General features: G+C 43.5%; 17 protein-coding genes and 2 tRNA genes. 13 read left to right on the top strand and 6 right to left on the bottom strand.

The features are described from left to right. Positions 1-9 precede the first annotated feature (9 nt). Positions 10-1,701, bottom strand: coding sequence for an amidohydrolase family protein (locus tag AAA942_RS03610; RefSeq protein ID WP_338218867.1), 1,692 nt, complete (start codon positions 1,699-1,701; stop codon positions 10-12). 227 nt (positions 1,702-1,928) lie between these two features. Here AAA942_RS03610 and AAA942_RS03605 point away from each other — a divergent pair, with 227 nt between their 5' ends. The 5 genes from AAA942_RS03605 (at position 1,929) to AAA942_RS03585 (ending at position 7,813) form a co-directional block, all read left to right on the top strand. Next, complete coding sequence (locus AAA942_RS03605) at positions 1,929-2,291, top strand: response regulator transcription factor (RefSeq protein ID WP_338218866.1); 363 nt, start codon at positions 1,929-1,931, stop codon at positions 2,289-2,291. A gap of 9 nt (positions 2,292-2,300) precedes the next feature. Further along, on the top strand, positions 2,301-3,863 hold the full coding sequence (locus tag AAA942_RS03600) for a hypothetical protein (protein WP_338218865.1): 1,563 nt from the start codon (positions 2,301-2,303) through the stop codon (positions 3,861-3,863). Next, positions 3,856-5,316, top strand: coding sequence for a glycosyltransferase family 2 protein (locus AAA942_RS03595; RefSeq protein WP_338218864.1), 1,461 nt, complete (start codon positions 3,856-3,858; stop codon positions 5,314-5,316). The genes AAA942_RS03600 and AAA942_RS03595 overlap by 8 nt, the downstream gene beginning before the upstream one ends. 88 nt (positions 5,317-5,404) lie before the next feature. Next, a complete protein-coding gene (locus tag AAA942_RS03590; RefSeq protein ID WP_338218863.1) occupies positions 5,405-6,634 on the top strand; it encodes a YaiO family outer membrane beta-barrel protein in 1,230 nt (409 codons plus the stop codon). Positions 6,635-6,649: 15 nt separating this feature from the next. After that, positions 6,650-7,813, top strand: a complete 1,164-nt coding sequence (locus AAA942_RS03585; RefSeq protein ID WP_338218862.1) for a hypothetical protein — start codon at positions 6,650-6,652, stop codon at positions 7,811-7,813. A gap of 5 nt (positions 7,814-7,818) precedes the next feature. Here AAA942_RS03585 and AAA942_RS03580 read toward each other — a convergent pair whose 3' ends face one another. Further along, a complete protein-coding gene (locus tag AAA942_RS03580) occupies positions 7,819-9,771 on the bottom strand; it encodes an LTA synthase family protein (protein ID WP_338218861.1) in 1,953 nt (650 codons plus the stop codon). Between the two features lie 130 nt (positions 9,772-9,901). Here AAA942_RS03580 and AAA942_RS03575 point away from each other — a divergent pair, with 130 nt between their 5' ends. The 4 genes from AAA942_RS03575 (at position 9,902) to AAA942_RS03560 (ending at position 13,316) form a co-directional block, all read left to right on the top strand. Next, positions 9,902-10,444: a class I SAM-dependent methyltransferase gene (locus tag AAA942_RS03575; RefSeq protein WP_338218860.1), complete on the top strand. Its 543-nt coding sequence runs from the start codon at positions 9,902-9,904 to the stop codon at positions 10,442-10,444. Between the two features lie 8 nt (positions 10,445-10,452). After that, complete coding sequence (locus tag AAA942_RS03570; protein WP_338218859.1) at positions 10,453-10,701, top strand: DUF3253 domain-containing protein; 249 nt, start codon at positions 10,453-10,455, stop codon at positions 10,699-10,701. Positions 10,702-10,890: 189 nt separating this feature from the next. Continuing rightward, entirely contained in the window at positions 10,891-11,475 is a 585-nt protein-coding gene (gene msrA, locus AAA942_RS03565) for a peptide-methionine (S)-S-oxide reductase MsrA (RefSeq protein ID WP_338218858.1), read from the top strand. 173 nt (positions 11,476-11,648) lie between these two features. Next, the gene (locus tag AAA942_RS03560; RefSeq protein WP_338218857.1) at positions 11,649-13,316 is read left to right on the top strand and encodes a DUF6909 family protein; all 1,668 of its coding nucleotides are present in this window, start codon (positions 11,649-11,651) and stop codon (positions 13,314-13,316) included. A 322-nt stretch (positions 13,317-13,638) separates the two neighbouring features. Here AAA942_RS03560 and AAA942_RS03555 read toward each other — a convergent pair whose 3' ends face one another. From AAA942_RS03555 to AAA942_RS03540, 4 genes are all read right to left on the bottom strand, one after another. After that, on the bottom strand, positions 13,639-14,577 hold the full coding sequence (locus tag AAA942_RS03555; RefSeq protein ID WP_445083330.1) for an IS256 family transposase, variant Zn-binding type: 939 nt from the start codon (positions 14,575-14,577) through the stop codon (positions 13,639-13,641). 276 nt (positions 14,578-14,853) lie between these two features. Next, positions 14,854-15,312, bottom strand: coding sequence for a DUF4440 domain-containing protein (locus tag AAA942_RS03550; protein ID WP_338218856.1), 459 nt, complete (start codon positions 15,310-15,312; stop codon positions 14,854-14,856). Between the two features lie 229 nt (positions 15,313-15,541). Next, positions 15,542-16,063, bottom strand: a complete 522-nt coding sequence (locus AAA942_RS03545) for a hypothetical protein (RefSeq protein WP_338218855.1) — start codon at positions 16,061-16,063, stop codon at positions 15,542-15,544. A 98-nt stretch (positions 16,064-16,161) separates the two neighbouring features. Continuing rightward, positions 16,162-17,613 (bottom strand): amidohydrolase, encoded by a 1,452-nt coding sequence (locus AAA942_RS03540; protein WP_338218854.1) that lies wholly within the window; start codon positions 17,611-17,613, stop codon positions 16,162-16,164. 153 nt (positions 17,614-17,766) lie between these two features. Here AAA942_RS03540 and AAA942_RS03535 point away from each other — a divergent pair, with 153 nt between their 5' ends. The 4 genes from AAA942_RS03535 to AAA942_RS03520 all read left to right on the top strand — a co-directional run bounded on the left by AAA942_RS03535 (position 17,767) and on the right by AAA942_RS03520 (position 20,080). Next, a complete protein-coding gene (locus tag AAA942_RS03535; RefSeq protein ID WP_338218853.1) occupies positions 17,767-18,477 on the top strand; it encodes a 6-phosphogluconolactonase in 711 nt (236 codons plus the stop codon). A 134-nt stretch (positions 18,478-18,611) separates the two neighbouring features. Next, positions 18,612-18,685, top strand: a tRNA-Asp gene (locus AAA942_RS03530). 28 nt (positions 18,686-18,713) lie between these two features. Continuing rightward, positions 18,714-18,787, top strand: a tRNA-Asp gene (locus AAA942_RS03525). A gap of 345 nt (positions 18,788-19,132) precedes the next feature. Then, positions 19,133-20,080: an acetyl-CoA carboxylase carboxyltransferase subunit alpha gene (locus AAA942_RS03520; RefSeq protein WP_338218852.1), complete on the top strand. Its 948-nt coding sequence runs from the start codon at positions 19,133-19,135 to the stop codon at positions 20,078-20,080. Positions 20,081-20,172: the final 92 nt, after the last annotated feature.

Genomic DNA, 20,172 nt, shown 5'->3' with positions numbered 1-20,172 from the left:
CTGATCATTTTAGAGGCTTGGTGAGGCAAGTTTGGCAGAAATTGGGAAGGACCCGAATTGAGCAATGGACATGGTTCCATCCATAGTGGATCCGCTTATTTCGCCTGAAATGGAAACAGTAATGGTCGTACCTCCTGCATCCACATCAAATTCAAAGCTGACCTGATTTCCGTTAAGTGCTACATTCTTTACCGGGGCTTTTACTTTTCCCGATCCTGCTGGGTCGTCATAAGTGATTGTACCCTCATAGCCGGAACCTTGCTTGGTAAATTCTAATTCTCCGCCTGTACTTCCTGCGGGTGATTCGGTCTGGTATTCCCAAACTCCGGCGATCGAAATACCTTCTCCTGGCTTGGTGGTTCCATTGCCATTGCTGGTCTTCCTCTTTACTTCGTAGTCAAAGATGTATCCATCAGCTACGACATGCTTGATTTGAGCATCCTCATTGAAAATGGAGTCTGTACTTACGATGAAATTGGCAAGTTTTCCTTTTTCAATCGTACCAGCCATGCGAGAGATTCCCAAAATGGACGCTGCATTGGTGGTCAATGCTGCCATCGCTGCTTTTTCACTCAGGCCGTTTTCTATCATGGTCCTAAGATTCTTAAGTGCATCACCCGATTTCGCTCCTGAGGTGGAAAACGCAAAAGGAATTCCTGCTGCTTCCAACTTGGCTGCCTGCTTAAGTGCTGACTCATAGGCCTCTTTCACTCGTGCATATTGAGCTTGAGTTGCTTCTGACACTCCCTCTTCTTTTTGTGCTTTGATTGCTTTATCATCAGGAAGAGATAGTTGGATCAAAACAAGAATACCTGAGCTTTTGAGCAATGGAATTACATTTTCATAATTTTCCAATCCGGTCAAAATCAGGTTGAAGCCCAACTCCTTCTGAAGGGAAATAGCTCTTCTGATTTCCAGTTCTCTTGGAGCTTCGAAGATCACCGGGATTTGTTTTTGGATGACAGCGGCCATTCCTGTTTGAGTAGGAGTGGTCTTAGGCCTGGATACTCCAGCATTGGATGCAAACAGGGATTCATGCTCGAGGGCCAAAGTTGAATTTTGATAAACATCCCGGAATTTGGCCATTACCCCGGCTGCCGTCGCGGGATACATTCCACGGGATCCTCGGAAATTCGCGGCCAAAGCGGTATTGGAACGGATTAGGTTAGTTGAATTACCATCTCCCAAAACCATGATTGCTGATTTTCCGGAAATCATTCCGCCGTCCGGAATCAGATTGGAAATGGTAAATCCGGCCTTTCTCCAATCATTGACATCTCCTGAATTGGGATCAAATTGGTCTACTACTGATCTCCAAGGGGTGATTCCGGCCAATTCGTCTGGAGGAGCAGAAGAGACGAAATCTTTCGGCTTTTCTGGATCTTTTGGTTTGGTAACTCCCATACTACCCGCTCCATCTATAAATCCAGGATAAATGAACAAAGAATCCCCGGAGATAACCTTGGTCCCAGCAGGAATGGAAATTCCAGATCCGACGCCCAATATCACTCCATCCTTAAAAAGAACGGTTGATTTGGTGCCTGGCTGTCCCGGAGAGGCAAAAAGAGTCGCATTGGTGATTGCATAGGTGCCGGTTACTCTTCTTTTTCCTGTCGGATCGCTTTGGGCTTGAGCCGATTGGAGGAAAATCCCGGTCACCATCAACCCAAGCACACTCGCTTTAAGAAATGATTTTTTCATTCGATTGATTGGTTTTCTTCAACTAGCAAGCTACTAAATGGCCTTTTATTGCGCATTCAGATTTTTTTTTAAAAACTTTTTTTTTGACTAGTGGCTGAAATAGCATTTTGAAATGCGATTTTGAGCATTTAAGATTCATTTGGGTTTCTTTCTGCTTATTTGAGCGGTTTAATTGTGTTTTTGGAATCATAACCCTGTTATATTTAGGCTGGTTTTCACCCCTAACCATGTCAAAAAAAATCCTGATTATCGAAGACGACCAACTGATTTCCAGTTTGGTACAGTTTAGGCTTAAAAAAGATGGATATGTAACTCATCTGGTAAAAGATGGTAATGAAGGTATTCATGCCATAAGCCAAGTAGATCCTGATTTGATTATTACGGATGTAATGATGCCTTTCCGAAGTGGGATCGAATTAATTCATCATGCAAAGAAATTCAATCCCAATACTCCTATTATTGTTCTGAGTTCGTTGGGTGAGGAGGAAAATGTGGTATTGGAAGCATTTAATCTTGGGGTTTCAGATTTTATATCTAAACCGTTTAATCCCAATGAGCTTGCTATCCGAGTTAAGAGAATCCTTTCCTAAATTGATTGAATGAGAAAACTTCTACTTGGTACCATCTGCATATGGTTCTTAGCCGGAAAAGCGTTTAGCCAAGAATCAGACTTTTTGACGAGTTATTCCAGCCTTGAGGAATTTCTTATTGTACAGGAGACTGTGCCCGGTTTAAGTTTTCAGCTGTATTTTCCTGAGCAGGAAAAAGATAGCCTTCAATTAGGTGAGTCTTTACTGTTTTTGGTAAAAACAGACAGCGGGAGTGTGACATCGGCTGTTGCTGATTTGTCCTTGTTGAAGTTTCTTCCCGATTCCAGCACACAAAGCTACAAATTGGTTTATGCAGTTTTTTCTGCTAATACCTCTCTCGAAGGAGCTAAGGAATACCTCTCCAACCTCATTCGAAACAGGGATTATTTTCCAAAGGATAAAGAGATTTTACCCGAATCTGATTGGGTAGGAATGGCATATAAAGTTCGTTATTCTCCCTTTTTCAAAAATGCATTTACCTATTTTCTGGATTTCAAACTGATTGGAGTCACTTTTATCATATTCTTCTTTTTCATTTCCGCGTTTTCCATGATTCTTTTCATGCTCATCTATAAGTCTAGAAAGAATAAGAAGGAACAGCTCACTAAAGATTATGATCAATTAATCGTAGATCCTTTGACTTCCTTGCTTTTCGAAAAGGAAATTGAGGATATACAGAAAATGGATTCATCTGAGGTTAACCAATATTTTCCGAGTTCCCTTTTATCTAAACCCCTGTACCAGGAAGTATTGATTGACCGAATTATTGGACTCAATAAAAAGATGAAGGGGGAATTCAAAGAGAAGCTGAAGGCCCTTTATGTGAAGACCGGCATGGTGAAGGTGACTGAGGCTAAATTTCAATCCAAAAAATGGTCAAAAATCGCCGAAGGACTGGTCGAGGTAAATGAAATGGATTTGGTAGAGCTTCTGCCTAAAGTGAAGCAATTTTCCAATTCTTCCAATTATCACCTTCGTTCTCTTTCTGTAGCTGCCCTCCTCAATCTATCTGAAAAATCGGACCTTTCCTTTTTGAGAGATCAGGCGTATCCGCTTTCCAAATGGCAACAGATGAATTTTCTTCGGATTATCCGATTTGTGGATAATCAACGCCCATTGAAAATTTCCATGTTGTTTGATTCCAAAAACGAGAGTATACGGATTTTCGCCATCCGATTGGTAAGAATGCTGGGTAAAGTAGAGCTTCTTGAAGTACTGTCCCAGCATACGGAAGGAATGAATGAGGAGGAAAAAATCGAAACGCTTAAAACTTATCAGGAACTGGGTGCTCACATGGAGGTTGAATTTATAAATTCTTGTCTTCAGTCTACTCACCCTGACTTGCTGCTGCAAGCCGGTAAAGCTGCAGGGGTATTAGGAAATGAAGAATCTGTTCGTTTGATAAAAGGTCATTTGAAGGAGGAGTTAAGTTTTCGGATCAAGCAAGTGTTACTTCATAGCCTTATGGAATTGGACTTGGGTGAATTTGAGAAGTTGACATCCCAAACACAGGATGATGATTTTAGAAGAATAAGCAAACACTTAAAAGACACTCTTCTAGCTCATGTATAACTTCCTGTTTTATTTCATTCTTGAGCTTTTTGGCTGGGCTTTTCTCATCGTGAGCTTTTCAGTCATCCTGATTTACTTGATCATGATGGTTCTTAGCTCTCTGGAGATGAGGGATTATCTCCGCAAGAATCGCTTTGCTGACTATGGTGATATTGTCACCTCGCACATGGCACCGGGTGTATCGATTTTAGCCCCTGCTTTTAATGAAGGCAAAAACATCGTTCAGAATGTTCAAAGTTTGCTTTCACTGCATTATGGCAAGTTTGAAGTGATTTTGATCAATGATGGATCAAAAGATGATACCCTAGATAAGCTGGTCAGTCATTTTGAGCTGGAGAAAACAGATTTCGCCTATTTCCCTGAAATAGAAACCATGCCAGTCAGAGGAATATACAGATCATCCAATCTTTCCTATCGAAGACTGACAGTGATCGACAAGGAAAACGGAGGGAAGGCCGATGCACTGAATACAGGGATCAATATTGCGAAAATGGAGATTTTAGCATGCATTGATGTGGATTGTATTCTTGCAAGTGACTCTCTTTCCAGGATGGTGCGACCATTTATGGAAGAGACCAATCGAAAGGTGATTGCCGTAGGCGGGGTGATTGGTATTGCCAACAACTGTGACGTAATGGATGGTACTGTGACTCAGTATAGAGTACCTAATTCTCTTTTGGGCCGATTTCAGGTGGTGGAATACTTCAGGGCATTTTTGATGGGAAGGATGGCTTGGACGAGGATCAATGGTAAAATGATCATATCCGGAGCTTTTGGTTTTTTCAGAACCAGTTTAGTGCGGCAGGTAGGGGGGTATTTTCCCAAGACTGTAGGAGAGGATATGGAGCTGATAGTTAGGATGAGAAGGTATATGGAAGAGACTAAGGTTCCTTATCGGGTGGCCTTTGTTCCCGATCCGCTTTGCTGGACTGAAGTACCTGAAAGTGAGGATGTACTGTCCCGTCAGAGGAACCGATGGATGAGGGGTACCATCGAGACACTCCAACTTCATCAAAAGATGAATTTAAACCCTAAATATGGGGTATTAGGAATGGTCTCTTTTCCATTTTGGACAGTATTTGAAAAAGCCGGGCCTGTACTAGAAGTTTTGGGCTTGATCTATACTTTGATTCTTGTTTATCTGGGAGATTTCAGCGCCATTTATTTTTTCGCCCTATTGATGCTGATGTATCTTTTGTCTGTTCTAGTCTCCTCTTTTAGCATTTTATACGAACAAATCGCATTCAATCACTACAAGGATAAAAAAGACCTTAATCGACTGATTTGGACCATTATTATAGAGCCCTTCACAGTACATCCTAAAGTAGTATGGTGGGGTTTAAGAGGACATTGGGACTTTATCAAAGGAAAAGGCGGCTGGGGATCCATGATTCGCAAAGGCTTCAAAACCGCCGAAGACAAAAAGACGCTCAATTCATCTACCACTATATGATGCTTGTTTCAAATCGGTTTATTCTCCTAGTTTCGATGCAGATAGGATGTCTTTCTGATGCTGTATTCGATATATCTTCAAAGAATATATGGTAAGCATAAAAAAATGGCTCCTCCTTTTCCTTTCTCTGGGTATGGTTTGGACAGCCGAAGCTCAGCAGTCCCAAGATTCTGATGAGTTATTGGCACAATCCAGAAGATTGATCCTGGATGGCAAATACCAAGAAGGAAGGAAGATTGCTTTTCGGGCTTTGGAAATATCCCCAAGCTATGCAGACATTTTGATTTTGGTGGGTAGGAGCTATGCCTGGGAAGGGAAAAATGATTCAGCCAGTATCTATCTTCAAAGGGCTATTGAGGCTTCTCCTTCCTACTCTGATGGCTACTCGGCCTACCTGGATAATCTGATGTGGGCGGATCAGTTGGATCAGGCGGAAAAAATCCTTGCCCAAGCCAAATCAAATTTCAGTCCATTGCCTGATGAATTGGCCTACAGAGAATCCAGAATAGCTTATTTCAAGGAAGATTATGATCAGGCTTACGCCTTGGTAGAACCTCTTTTTGAAAAAGGATACAAGCCTGAAGGGATGCTGGGCTATGTGCAGAATCTTCAGCGTCTCCGCAGAACCAATGCAGTAGGGGCTACCTACGATTACGATACCTTTTTTGGGGATATTTCTCCCTGGCATACTTGGTCGGTCTATGGACGGACCCGGACTAATCTGACTGGCGCTTTGATTGCGCGAGTTACTCAATCCCAGCGTTTTGACGGGTTTGGCACCCTTTACGAACTGGATGCTTATCCTTCTATTGGGAAAAACGGCTATGCCTATCTCAATGTAGGTGGTTCAGGAGCCACATTCTTTCCCAAGCTGAGACTGGGCGCATCTTATTTTCATAATCTACCCAAAGCCTGGGAAGTAGAAGGGGGGTATCGGTACCTAGGATTTACCGAAGTGACTCACATGATTACAGGGTCGGTCGGGAAATATGTAGGGAACTGGTGGATCAATTTTCGGTTTAATGTGATTCCTGACGAAGCAGGTACAGGTACTTCGGGGCAGTTGCAAGCCCGATATTACTTCAAGACCGCAGAAGACTTCTTCAGCCTACAGCTGGGTACAGGGGTATCTCCTGATGAAGAAACCCGCGACCAAAGCCAATTGCTCAATTCTTACCGGATCCGTTTGGGCTATCAGCATTTGGTCTCTCCAAGATGGATGATCTTTGGGTTTACAGGATGGAGTAGAGATGAATTGGGAGAAAACAACATCCGAAACAACTTCAACCTATCCCTTGGAACAGAATACAGATTTTAGGATCTACCTACGCCCATGAGAGAAGAATTAAAACTATACTTTCGTAGATTGACTCCCTTACTCATTTTGTTTGTGGGTTTACCTTTGCTCAGTTTTCTGATTTGGAGATTTTTTCCTGATAAAAAGCTACAGGTCATTTTGATTGACAAAACTGTCCCCAATAGGGATTACCGTGAACATGCCGGAGTGATCTGGGCTCTCAATCACGGTAAATTCAAGATGGGTAGCGGAGAAGAATACCTTGTGGATCAGGATTACTACGGGTTTTTTCCAGCTGAAAATAAGGAGGATAAAGGAGTAGTGAAAGATTTGGAAGGCAAGTCAGAAGAGGAAATAAAGAAGATGGTCTCCGAATCTGATATAGTTGTTCTCTCTGATACCTATGGGGTATATGAAAGTGATTTTGGCCAGGTACAACAGGAAAAGAAGATCTATGGAGGATTGGGTAAATCCGAAATTGAGCTGATTCGGCAGGCCAAAGAACAAGGGAAATATCTCATTGCCGAATTTAACTCCATGGCGTCTCCCACCCCCAAGTCAATTCGATCTGAGTTTGAAAACCTGATGGGCGTGAAGTGGACGGGTTGGATAGCAAGGTATTTTGACGAACTCAATCCCGCAATCAATGAGGAAATTCCCCTTTGGCTTGTGGAGATGTATTCTTTTCAGGAGGAAAACTGGGGTTTTTCAGGTCCGGGAATGGTTTTTATCCGGGATACAGGAGAGGTAGAAGTATTCGTGTATGGAACGGATTATCAAAACAAGGTGCCCTTAGTCCGAACTCAAAAAATGAATAAGCATGGGTACAAACTACCCCAAGTAATACCTTATCCGGATTGGATAGATATCGTTTTGGTGGAAAGAGACTATCAGGTTATTTCTTATTTCGACATTGATCCCAGTACTTCAGGATACGAGCGTCTGAGAAAAATGGGTTTGCCCCGATTTTTCCCTTCCGCAGTTTTCAGAGAAATCAACGGAGGCAGGCAATACTACTTTTCCGGGGACTTTTCTGATATGGATCCCAATTTGGGCTATCACACTTTTGCTGGACTTCCTATGCTTTGGAGAGGATTCTATGTGACAGCTGACCACACCAATCGGCATAGCTTTTACTGGAATTATTTCCAGCCGCTTTTGGAGCAGGTATTTGATCAGGCAGCCAATAAAAACCAATGATCCACTTATTGACCCGGAGGCAAAAGCTTCCTGGTTTGTACAGTGTAGGCGTTTTTGTTTTTGAAGTCCTCAAATTCTCCGTTGAGTTGGTTTAGCATGTTGCTATCCTCTATCGGGTCAATATTCAATTCATCGCTGATCAGGAAAAGCTGTCCATCGGAAAGGAAAAATTCCCCGCTGAGGTAATCCACCAGTTGATTTTTGTTTCTCATCAGAGGCATTGCGATTTGTGATCGGAAAACTCTGGAAGTATCCAAAACCTGCCCCTGCCAAATGAATTCCTCAGGCAGATTGAGTGCTGTATTTTTCTCCAAAAAGGACAATAAGGTAGGAGTGACTTCAAAGTGACTGCTGATTCCCTTAAACTCCTCCTTTGATTTGAGCAATGGAGAATAAATCATGAGGGGAACGTGAAATCGGTCAAGACGTGAAGACATGGGGATCTCCGGCAAGCGGTGGTCTCCCGTGATGATGAAAATCGTATTGGCAAATTCAGGTCTCTTTTTGTACTCTTCAAAAAACATCCGAATGGCATCATCAGCATACAACACAGTCATGTAGATGTTTTTGTATGCCTCATATTCCGGAATTCTGTCTGGGCTGATTTGGAGGTAGTTTCTTAAATGAGAAGAGAATTTTTGCTCATAAAAAGGCCTTTCAGGTACGATATATGGGTCGTGGGAGGTTTGGGTCTGAAAAATTCGGATTTCAGGCCCTGACTTTTCGGAAGGTAATTTTTGAAGCCCGTTTTTAAATAATTCCTTGTCTGAGTATCCCCAGGAAAATCCATTGGTCGATGGAGCTTTTTCAAAGCCCGGCAGGAAAGTCGATTCGTCCTCCAATTGATCTACTTGCTGATATTCAAGAAAATCACCCTCGTGGTCAAATTTGCGGTCTGCTCCGATAAAGAATCGGGCTTTGTAGCCGTTGTCTCTCAAAATACTGATTAAGGTCTGATGGTAGGGGAATTCATCGTAGAGCTCCAGAAAACCTTTTTCTCCAAAAGGCAATCCTGCGAAAACTCCCGGCAGTATCCCAAAGGTCCTGCCGGTGGATGAAATGGCATTGGTCCAGATCAGGCTGTGGTTTTCCAAAGAATCCAGAAAAGGGGTAAAGCTTCCCAAATAGGCATCTTTTCCGGAATAGGCCTTTCCAAAGCTTTCTGCCAAAATAAAAACCAAATCAGGCGGCGAAGACAGGGAGTCGAAAAAGGGGCTCAACACATCCGGATAGGCAGCCTGATGGGCAAAGGGATATTCATCCCGATTGAAATCTTTCTTTACCGCAAGGTCTTCATTTCCGCTTCTCAGATAAAAATCAAAATAGTATTCTCCACCATAGACGAGGTAATCAAAAGTCTCTTCTGCCAAAAACTTTGATTTATTCATTTGAATGTTTTTTCGAATTTCATTTCCTTCATCCAACGCAAATACGGAGATAAATCGAAACAGAATTACGAATAGGACAAGTCCTCCTGTAATAAAAAAGTAGGTTTTCAGGGATAATCGGGTTAGATATATACCCAAATGAAGCAGCCCCAAAACAAATCCGAAAAACACCAAACCCAATCCCAAATTCAATGCATTGAGCTGTCCAGAAGCCTTTACAGTCAATAACATGTCATTCCAATTGTAGGCAAAAAGGTCTTTGCCCAGAGGTAGGAGGGTTTTAGAAAAATAGAAAATCAATCCTATATGAATCAGCAAAGCCAGAGTAAGCAAAGTCTGGATAATCAATTTGGAAAGAGTGACGGAAAAAAGACTCAGTAATAGGTGGATGATCAGTAATAGTCCAAGGAAGTAAAATATCCAGCCCAAATCCTGAAACAGGCTGGCTCCCAGCATAGAACCGCTGTCAAACTCCAAGACATGAGACTGGAATACCGCAGTGATTTCCGCTGCTCGGAGGATGAGCATTAATAGGAGATAAACCCATGACATACCCCAAAAGGTCCTCATGATTTTATCTAGCTTGGCAGGAAGGTGAGAATGAATTTGAGCCTTTTGGGCCATGATTATTTAAGGGTGTGTGATTCTATTTCGGAAAAGTAAAACAAATTCAGGTATCTTCGAAGGTCATTAGTTTAATATGAGTAAAAGAGATTTATTATTGGAGCTATATTCCAATCTAGGTACTACCGGAGCAGTGACTTTTAGCTCCAAGTCCCTTGTGAAAAAAATGCTTTCTTTCACCGATCTCAGCAAGGCAGAGATTATAGTAGAGCTAGGCGGAGGAGATGGAAGTATTACCGAAGGCATCGTCAGCCGAATGCCTGAATCTGCCAAGTTGCTGGTGTTCGAAATCAATGAATCATTTTGCAATGCGATGAGAAAGCAATTTCCGGGGGAAAATATCCAGATTATCAATGATTCGGCTGAAAACATCCACCTCTACCTCAAAGGAAGAAAGGCAGACGCAATCTTTTCCAGCCTTCCTTTCAGCCTGATCAGCAAAGAAGCTACGGATGCTATCCTTACCCATTCCAAAAATTCCCTTACTTCCAAGGGTAAGTTTGTCCAGATTTGCTATTCTTATTTGTTGAAAAACCTCTTTTCGAAGTATTTCTCTGAGGTTCAGGTCCGTTTCACCCTTAAAAATTTCCCTCCGGCTTTTGTCATGATCTGCCACTGATTTAGCTCATGGAGATATTGAAATCGGCTATTTTGGATTTTTGCAGAAGAAGAAACACCTCCTCTTTTTGCCCTTCTGAAGTAGTGAGATCCATGTATCCGGAGGATTGGAGACTTTTTATGCCGGACATCCTGGAAGCAATGATGGAGCTATATCGAGAGGGCTTAATTCAAGTGACTCAAAAAGGCCTTCCTGTTTTACCCAACGAAATGCCCAAAGGCCCCGTACGGATTTCCAAAGTCGATAAACCTAAGTAAGCTAACCGGTGTTTGGTTTTAAGGTAAAAAGTATGACTATCCGCAATAATGCAAGTTGACTTACTTTCAAGGCCTATGTGGCTAGAAGACAGAAGACCGAAGACCGAAGCCAGTCGATTTTAAGTTTATATAGACATTTTAGCTTCCTCCTTATTCCTGACAAGAAACCGGATTTAACAAATAATCAAAATGGAAAATCATTCTCAAATTCCCAGTACCTCACCTGAAGTCATCCCTGGATTCGAAAGTCTGATTTTAGGGGGTGGCTGTTTTTGGTGCACCGAAGCCGTATTTCAGCGCTTGGAAGGAGTGGAAAAAGTCGTCTCAGGCTACGCTGGAGGAATTGTAGAAAATCCCACTTACCGACAGATTTGTACCGGCACCACGGGACATGCTGAAGTGATTCAGGTATTCTTTGATCCCAAGAAAATCAGTCTGGAGCAGTTATTGGAAGTGTTTTGGGTTACCCATGATCCTACTACCCTCAATAGGCAGGGAGCAGATGTCGGGCCCCAATATCGATCGGCTGTTTTTTATCTTAATGAAAATCAAAAGGAAACGGCGGAACGGATGAAAAAGGAGCTAAATGAAGCACAGGTCTTTGACTCGCCGATCGTAACGGAAGTGACTGCCTTTTGTAATTTTTACCCTGCAGAAAACTACCATCAGGATTATTTCAATCTGAATGGCATGCAGCCCTATTGCCAGTTTGTGGTAAGACCCAAAGTGGAAAAGCTGAAGAAGTACTTTGCCGATCGGATGAAAAAAGCTTGAGGGAATCTACCTTTAGCAAAATCTTATTCTTGTGTGAATTTTGGATTTTAGTCACCCAAATTGGCTGAAAATGCCTAAATTCGCCGAATTTTAAGCGTTTTATTCCAAGGTTGAATAAGCTCAACTATCCTGTTTTTCAATACATCCTGATCGATCCAGAAAAAGAATCTGATATGAAAAGAACGAGAGCACAAGAATCCAGAGCCGCCATCGAGCGATTGTACATCACCATGAGACACCTCTTCAACCGGGGCAGTTACAAGCCCATGGGAGTATCCGGAGAGGGTTTGGTTCAAGCCTTGATGGTTTTGAGCCCGGAGATCTATGGTTCTCTTTCCGATCAGGAAAAGGTGGAGCTGGATGGCTTGCTTTACGTGATGGAGCGATTGCCAAAAGGAATCGAGGAGTGTCGCTACATTCGACTGATCAGCCGGGAGGGCTACGAGACTTCCCATTTGACTCCTTTGGTACCGCCCAAGCGAAAACGGAATTGCTATCGTCTCGATGAGGAAATCATGTATGTGGAAATGACCCGCGGACGTTCGGACATCTATGATATTCTCACCCATTTGACTTTTCTCTATATCGAATCAAGAAAAATCGCCCGCAACAGCACCGATCCAAAAGGAAGAATCTCTCCCAACTGGAAAATGCTAGAGAACTTTGTGAATAAGGAAAAAGCAGGGGAGGAACTGGATGCAGAATGTGCTTCAGCCTATCTCAGTCACATCATTGGAAGAACCTTTGAAGAGACTCTCGTGGCCGTTCGGAAGTTTGCCAAGAGTTCCAATTCCAATAGCCTCTTCTCCATAGTCTATCACCTGGGTAAACTGGCAATGGAGGAAACCTCATTAGGGATGGATAGAGAGATTAGCTTCTCTGCCACCCTTCGTGAGCGTATCGGACATCACGTTTACGGGGAGTTGTGGGCCAATCGCATCAAGGCTACACTATTGGAAAAGGGGCTGATACAGCGTCCAATTCATATTATCTCAGCCAACCTTCACAGCGTCCTGAACACCATCTATTCCCATCAGCTGTTGGGATCGGGTAGCTTTGAAGCGATCGAGGAGGTGGCTACTTCGATTTCAATTGGAGCAAAAAACAATCCGGGGAAAAAAATACAGGATTATGCAGAGAAGCATGGATTCATAGACCTGCCAGATGAATCGGGAACGAATATCGGAGTGCAGATCATCGATACGGCTCATTTAGAGAAAGACACGCTCCTCCCGGGAGTAAAATTACCTTCAGAACCAAGTAAAAGGCCTGTTTTTGTGGTGATGGACTATGCATTTGGCGAGCAGGCTTACGAATGCTTTGATGAGCTTCTGAAACCCTATTCAGAAGGGAAAAAGAAATATCCGCTCAATGTGGTTTCGACCTCTATTATGGGGAAAGCCGGAATTCTTCACGGGGGAAAAGGCGATTTGATGGTGCCGGATTCCCATGTTTTTGAGGGGACAGCGGACAATTATCCTTTCAGAAATGAACTGAAAAAGGCGGATTTTGAAGGGTATGGGCTGGGAGTTTATTCTGGAAGTATGATAACTGTTTTGGGGACCTCCCTTCAGAACCGGGATATTCTGACCTATTTTATGGAGTCTTCCTGGAAGGCGGTTGGGCTGGAAATGGAAGGAGCACATTACCAAAAAGCCATTCAATCCGCGTCCAAAATCAGAGGTAGCATCAAGTCCAACGTGAAGGTACTCTATGCCTACTATGCTTCGGATAATCCTCTGGAAACCGGAAGCACCTTGGCCTCAGGCGCTTTGGGTATGGATGGGGTGAAGCCGACGTATCTGATTACGTACAAGATTCTGGAAAAACTTTTTCAATGATCAATAGACAATGACCAATGATCAATGGACAATGACCAATGATCAATGGTCAATTACCAATGGCCAATGATCAATTTTCCAATCTTCCAATCTTTTAATTTGGTTTTATAGAAGTTCGTCAGTATTCTATTCAAAAGTTGGTAATGTGGTCAAAAATAGTTGGTGACTTTGATCGAAAAATTTCATAACATGCCGCGCAGGTTTGAAGAGGACGTAAGCTCTGCTGAGGAGCAACTTACCAGCAATAGAATCTGCCAAGTGGAATGAAGGGGCTTCGTTTTTCGGAGCCCTTTTTTCATGCTTCATTCTTCTTGTTCTATGGCTAAGAAAACCTTTTTCTTCCGGAGTTTTTGAAGTACAGATACCACCTCAGAAAGCTTTTTCTGTTTCCGGTTGAAAGACCTCGGTGGATATTCAAATTGGTTTTTAAATGTCCGAAAAATGACTCCAGCCCATTGGTGGATTTTGGGATTCTGGGGTTGTCCAGGTAGGCAAAAAGGTTGGGCAAGGCGCTTTTCAAAACCGAGAAGGAACGTCTCAACAGTTTGTGTTTATACCAAAACTTTCCCGTAATGGGATTGACCGTTTTTTCATGGACAAACTCATGGTGTCGATGATCCCAGTTAGCCAGTTCGAGCAGCCAATAACTGAGTTCCTGTTTGGACTTGATCAGATGTAGGGTAGAGACAATTTTCCGAAGTTCCTGACCGGGAATACTCTTTGGACGGCTGGAAAGCCATATTCTACACATTCGCTGCACATGGATCACACATCGCTGAAGGGTGACTTGGGGACAAACTTTGCGGATCGCTCTGAGCAATGCGCGATGTCCATCACAGGTAATTGACTCGATCTGGACTCCAAGAAGCAGTAGATTTTCCAGGTCTTCTTTGAGCTCTTCGTATCGTTCTCCATCGCTGAACCGATAGAGCTGGGTGAACTTGATCGTGTTGTCCCGGTACAAAATCAAGCATAAATCCCTGCTAAAATACGTGCCGTCAATGAGTAAATTCACCCGCTCGGAAGGGTAGACACTCAGCATCGGCGGTTCTTTCAGATAGCCTCTGAAAAGTCGCTGAATCGTGCTTTTGCTCAACCCAGTTTCAACAACCAACTGTTCAAAAGTACGTTTCCCGTCTATCCACTTTTTGAACCAAACAAACTGGTTGCTTTTGGCTACAGAAGGGTTCGAACCCGTGAAAAGAATGCCGCAATTTTTACACTTATACCGCTGCTTGCCAGCCTGCTTTCCCCACTTGATTGAGTCAAGAAACCCACAGGCCCAACAACGCTTTTTTTGAAGTTTTCATGAAACAAAAAAACCTTATTGAAATCGGTTTCAATAAGGTCTTTTTAATTAATTAAATATCAGAACATTAGGAGGCTTTTCACCAACTATTTTTGACCATTAGATCCAAAAGTTTAATTGAACAAGGAAAGCCGATTCTTGGACTTCTTCTGTCTTCCGTCTCCGGTCTCCCAGCCCAAAATCAGAGGAATATTCGTCTACTTGGGTAATTGCGTACAATCAGTTTTGTTAATCTTCAATCTCAACCCGGGTGGAATGCAGCATATCCAGTCTCCAGCCTTCCGGAGTACGGACTGCTGTGGCACTTTCCAGCCAGTATAATTCCCGGATGACCTCTTCGCCTCTTGAGATGGTCGCATAGTTGTGGTAGGCAATCCAGGCACGGTCTCCTTCGACCACGGTTTTGATATAGTCAAATCGATTGGTGCGGACGGAGGGATTGGGATTGTTTTTTGCCCGCTTAAGGTAGCTACGGACCATGTCCATATCCCAGACTTCTCCCTGCTCGAGTAGTAAAAAGTCTTCGGTATAGAAGGATGTAAGTTTCTCCTCGTCAAATTCGGAGAAAATGGCATCGAAAGAGTTTTGGATCAAAGCCTCCAGCTGGGCTTGGTCCTCGGTCGGAGTTTGGGCTAAAACCGATAGAGAGAAAAGGAGGCAAAAGGAGAGGAGTAGGGGTTTGAGCATATTTAGAAAGGAGTAGGATTTGACACACCTAAAGTTACCTGAATTGAATTGATCTGGGAAATTAAATTCATATCCAACTGAAAATCCGATTCAATCCCCATAGGCACCTCACCTGTTTTTCCGATATCCCGATAAATCGGGAAGGGACAGGCAGTGCAACAGCGGTTTCATGCTTGGCTTTGCAAGCAGCACGAAAACCTAGTTGTTAGCCGTTTTTCTATTCGTGTGGTTAATCGTATGTCCATTCTGTCAAGGTCAGTGAGTTTGATTTCTTGTCGACATAAATAATCAAAAAGTAATAGATATAAACCCAACTTTCCGGTTCAATTATTCTATCATCTTCTTTACTGAACCAGTCTTTGGACAATATGTAAAAGTTATTTGTCTCAATTTGATTATGAATTTCAAAATACCTGTCAAGCAGTTTTGCAAAGTCACTTCGGTCATCACCCCAATCAGGTTCGTTATAGAAATCAGAAAGAAATTTTGAAGTTCCTTTCTTATCTGTCTTCTTGAAGTCCGTTATTTTTATTCTTTCAATGTTAAATGCTTGTCTCAAATAACCTTTATCTGGTTCAGCTTTTACGCAGTCACGCAAACTGTCAAATGAGAATTGCTTTGAACGAATAAAGGTGTCAACAATATTGTCATTGTCTATTTGTTCGTCAACCTTAATAGCAAACTCTGTCAAGTTTATGCCTTGATAACCTTCGTCAATTTCGATATGTCGCTTAGTTTTGAAGGTTGTCATTAGAATGGCTTATAACGTTTGTGTTTGCGCAACTTATTGCGCAAGGCACGCTTATTTGTACGCCTTACGAAGTAAGTTGCGGGTATTTTTGAATTACATTAATATCCCGCATTCAATGGGGGTGGACCGTCAGGGATAATTCCTTTGTACACATAGTCGCCTTTTTTCTCCTTGAATTCTGCTTTGATTTCGGTTCTTAAGCTTTCATTCTGATACAGATCCACCATAGTCATGGCCAAGGCTTTGGCTGCATAGGCCATTCCCTTATGCCCGATGGACATGCCACCGGAAGCGACTACTGCCCAGGAATGCCAAGGAGTACCATTGGGAGCGGTGGTCGCACTCATGCGGATAGTCGGTACCACCCAGCTGACATCCCCCACATCCGTACTGCCTCCCATGCTATGCTCCAGGGTTTCTTTCATGGGTTTGATTTCTGAGACCAATCCGATTTGGGGTTTGCCGGTGGCTTCTTGGATCTTTTTGGCAAAGTCCTGTTCCTCTTCCGTGTAGGAGATGGGGCCCAAAGCCTCCAGATTGGCCTGCATCACCGCAGAACCGGTTCGGTTGACAAGGATCTCATGTACTCCGGAGACCAGAGTGACTTTATGGGTTACGTTGGCCATAATGGCCGCTCCTTCGGACATTTTTTCCACTTGCTTCCATACCGGCATCAGTCCTTCCCGAGAAGTGTCCCGAACCCTAACCCATAGTCTGCTGTAATCAGGAACCACATTGACCACCTGACCTCCATCCTGAATGTGGTAGTGGATCCGTACCGTTGGCTTAATATGCTCCCGATAGTAATTGATTCCCGCGGTGTAGAGCTCCAAAGCATCTGAGGCAGAGCGGCCGTTCCAAGGATCTCCGGAAGCATGGGCTGCCTGCCCATTAAACTCCACGATGAAATCCACCAAGGCCAAGCCTTTTTGAACATCCGTTTCCGTCTCATCACCGGGATGCCAATCCATCATGATGTCCACGTCATCCATGATTCCGGATCGGATCATCCAGAGTTTGCCGAAGTATTTTTCTTCGGCCGGTGTTCCGTAAAAGCGAATCGTGCCCTGAAGCTTACCTTCGGCAATCATATCCTTGATCACCCCCGCAGCGCTGAGAGAGGCGACACCAAACAAATTATGCCCACATCCATGACCCGGAGCCCCTTCGTTGAGCGGACTTTTGAAAGGAACCTTGTTTTGGGACAAACCGGGAAGGGCGTCAAATTCTCCCATGATGCCGATGATAGGAGAGCCCGAACCGTATTCTGCCATAAAGGCCGTGGGAATTTCTCCAACTCCTCGGGTGACTTTGAAGCCCAATTCCTCTGCATAGGCCGAAAGGGCCGCTGCGGATTGGGTTTCATGGAAAGCTGTCTCCTCGAAAGCCCAGATTTTGTCACTGAGTTCGGTCATTTCAGCAAATCTCGATTCGATGGTTTGCTGGACTTCCTGTTTGAGAGGATTGGGTTTGGGCTTTGCTTTTTGGGCAAAAGAGGGAGAAATTAAAAGACAAAGCGCGGTGGCTATTCCAAGGCTAATGGTTTTCATGTATGTGTCGGTGGTTTTTTCACCAAAAAGATAAGGAATGATTTTAAATTTTATGACTCGGGATGAAGGCTTGAAGCTATTTTTGAAGTGGGGATTGGCCTTATAGAAAAAGCATAGAAAATATTTCCTTTACTTGCTACAAAAAGTACCCCGATGAATTTTCACTATTTCCCGGATTTTAAATCCATGAGCCGAAAAGGCTTTGAACTGGTCAAAAAAGAAATCGATCAGAAGCCCGACTTGCTTTTTTGTGTGGCAAGCGGAGGTTCTCCCTCAGGGCTTTATGCCGAAATGGTCAATGAAAAGTCGGTCAATCCTGATTTCTGCCAAAAGCTACGTGTGGTCAAATTGGATGAATGGGGAGGTTTGGAATATGGATCTACTTTCACTTCCGAGCTCGATGTGCAGACAAAATTCATTCAGCCCATGGGAATCAAGGCAGATCGGTATTGGACGATTGACCCGTTTACCCAGGATCCGGAGGGAGATTGTGAGCAAATGCAAAAGCAAATTCAGAAGGAAGGGCTGGTGGATATTTGCATTTTGGGTATTGGAGTCAACGGACATATTGCTCTCAATGAACCGGGTGAAGTTTTGAAGCCGGGCTTTCATGTGTGCCAATTGGCTGAAAGTACGCTCAACAACGGCATGATCAAATCCCTCAAGCAGCCCCCAACTTTTGGAATGACCATGGGAGTGGGGGAGATTCTTCAGTCCAGAAAGATTTTGCTCTTTATCTCCGGTTCAGGTAAAAAAGAGGCTTTTGAGCGGCTCAAAAAACCGGAGATCAGCACACAATTTCCTGCTTCCTTGCTTTGGCTACACGGCAATGTAGAGGTGTTGGTGGATAGTAGTGTGGTCTAAGGTGGCGGAACCAAAGAAATTATTTCTTTGAAAAAGAATGAGATAATCGAATCGGAATAAAAAAATCGAATTTGGTTCTTGCTGTTCATTTTCATTTTTCTACCTTTGCACCACTTCAAAAGCGAAGGAAAAACGGAGTGGTAGTTCAGCTGGTTAGAATGCCTGCCTGTCACGCAGGAGGTCGCGGGTTCGAGTCCCGTCCATTCCGCAAGTAATTAATAAAAGCTAAACCATTAGGAGTGGTAGTTCAGCTGGTTAGAATGCCTGCCTGTCACGCAGGAGGTCGCGGGTTCGAGTCCCGTCCATTCCGCTTAAAGCCTTAGAGAAATCTGAGGCTTTTTTGTTTTACCTAATTTAAGAATTGGTTTTTCCCATTTATTCATCAAAATAAAGTACCCCATATTTCATCATAAAAAATAAAAGCGAAGTTCAGCTCGTTAGAATGCCTGTCCCGACCCAGTCGGAAAGGTCGTGGGTTCGAGTCCTCCCGAAATCCTTCGGGACAGGCAGTCCATTCCGCACAAAGCCTTAGAGATATCTAAGGCTTTTTTGTTTTTTGAAGCATTTGAATTCAATTTCAAACCCAATTCCAAGGCTGCATTTTGCAGTCGATAAACAGATTCCCTTATCTTTGCTTTTCTCAAAAACCAATCAAATGGTATTAGAATTCGAAAAACCCATTGCTGATTTAGAGCAAAAACTACAGGAGATGAAAGAGTTGGCCAAGGGCCGAAATATCGATTTGAGTTCCGATATTGAGTCTTTGGAAGAAAAAATCCTTGCTTTGAAAAAAGAGACTTTTGACAATTTGACCCGATGGCAGCGTGTGCAGCTATCCCGTCATGCAGACAGGCCCTATGCCCTGGACTATATCTACGAGATCACGAATGACTTTATCGAGCTGCACGGTGACCGTACCGTAAAAGATGATAAAGCCATGATCGGTGGGCTTGGAGATATCGATGGCCGTACGGTCATGTTTATCGGACAGCAAAAAGGCCGCAACACCAAGCAACGTCAAGAGCGAAACTTCGGTATGGCCAATCCGGAAGGATACAGAAAGGCCCTCAGACTAATGAAAATGGCCGAAAAATTCGGAAAGCCAATCGTTACCCTAATTGATACTCCCGGAGCTTTTCCGGGATTGGAAGCGGAGGAAAGAGGACAGGGAGAAGCCATTGCAAGAAACCTCAAAGAGATGTTTATGCTGAAAGTGCCCGTAATCTGCATTATTATCGGAGAAGGTGCATCCGGTGGTGCTTTGGGTATCGCAGTGGGAGATCGCGTGTTCATGTTGGAAAATACCTGGTATTCCGTCATCTCTCCTGAATCCTGCTCGTCTATCCTTTGGAGATCCTGGGATTACAAAGAGCAGGCAGCCGAGGCCTTGAAGCTTACCGCTAAGGATATGAAAGCCAATGGCTTGGTGGATGACATTATCCCGGAGCCACTTGGAGGAGCGCACAAAGACCTGAAATGGATGGCCAAAACCATTAAAGAGGCCATAATTCAGTCCCTTAAAGAGCTGGATAAAATCAAGCCGGAAAAGCGGATTGAGCAAAGAATCGAGAAGTTTTGCTCCATGGGCGTGGTCGAGGAGTAAGTTCTGAAACCGGAGATTGAAAGCTTAAAATCGCTAAGCTGTTAAGAATAAGATAAAACTAAAAAGCAATCTATCCGCCCTGGAAAAGGTTG

It is taken from the genome of Algoriphagus sp. oki45 (assembly GCF_036245605.1).
GTDB lineage: Bacteria > Bacteroidota > Bacteroidia > Cytophagales > Cyclobacteriaceae > Algoriphagus.
Note: the sequence above shows the minus strand (reverse complement) of the source record. Positions and strands in the feature narration are given on the sequence as shown.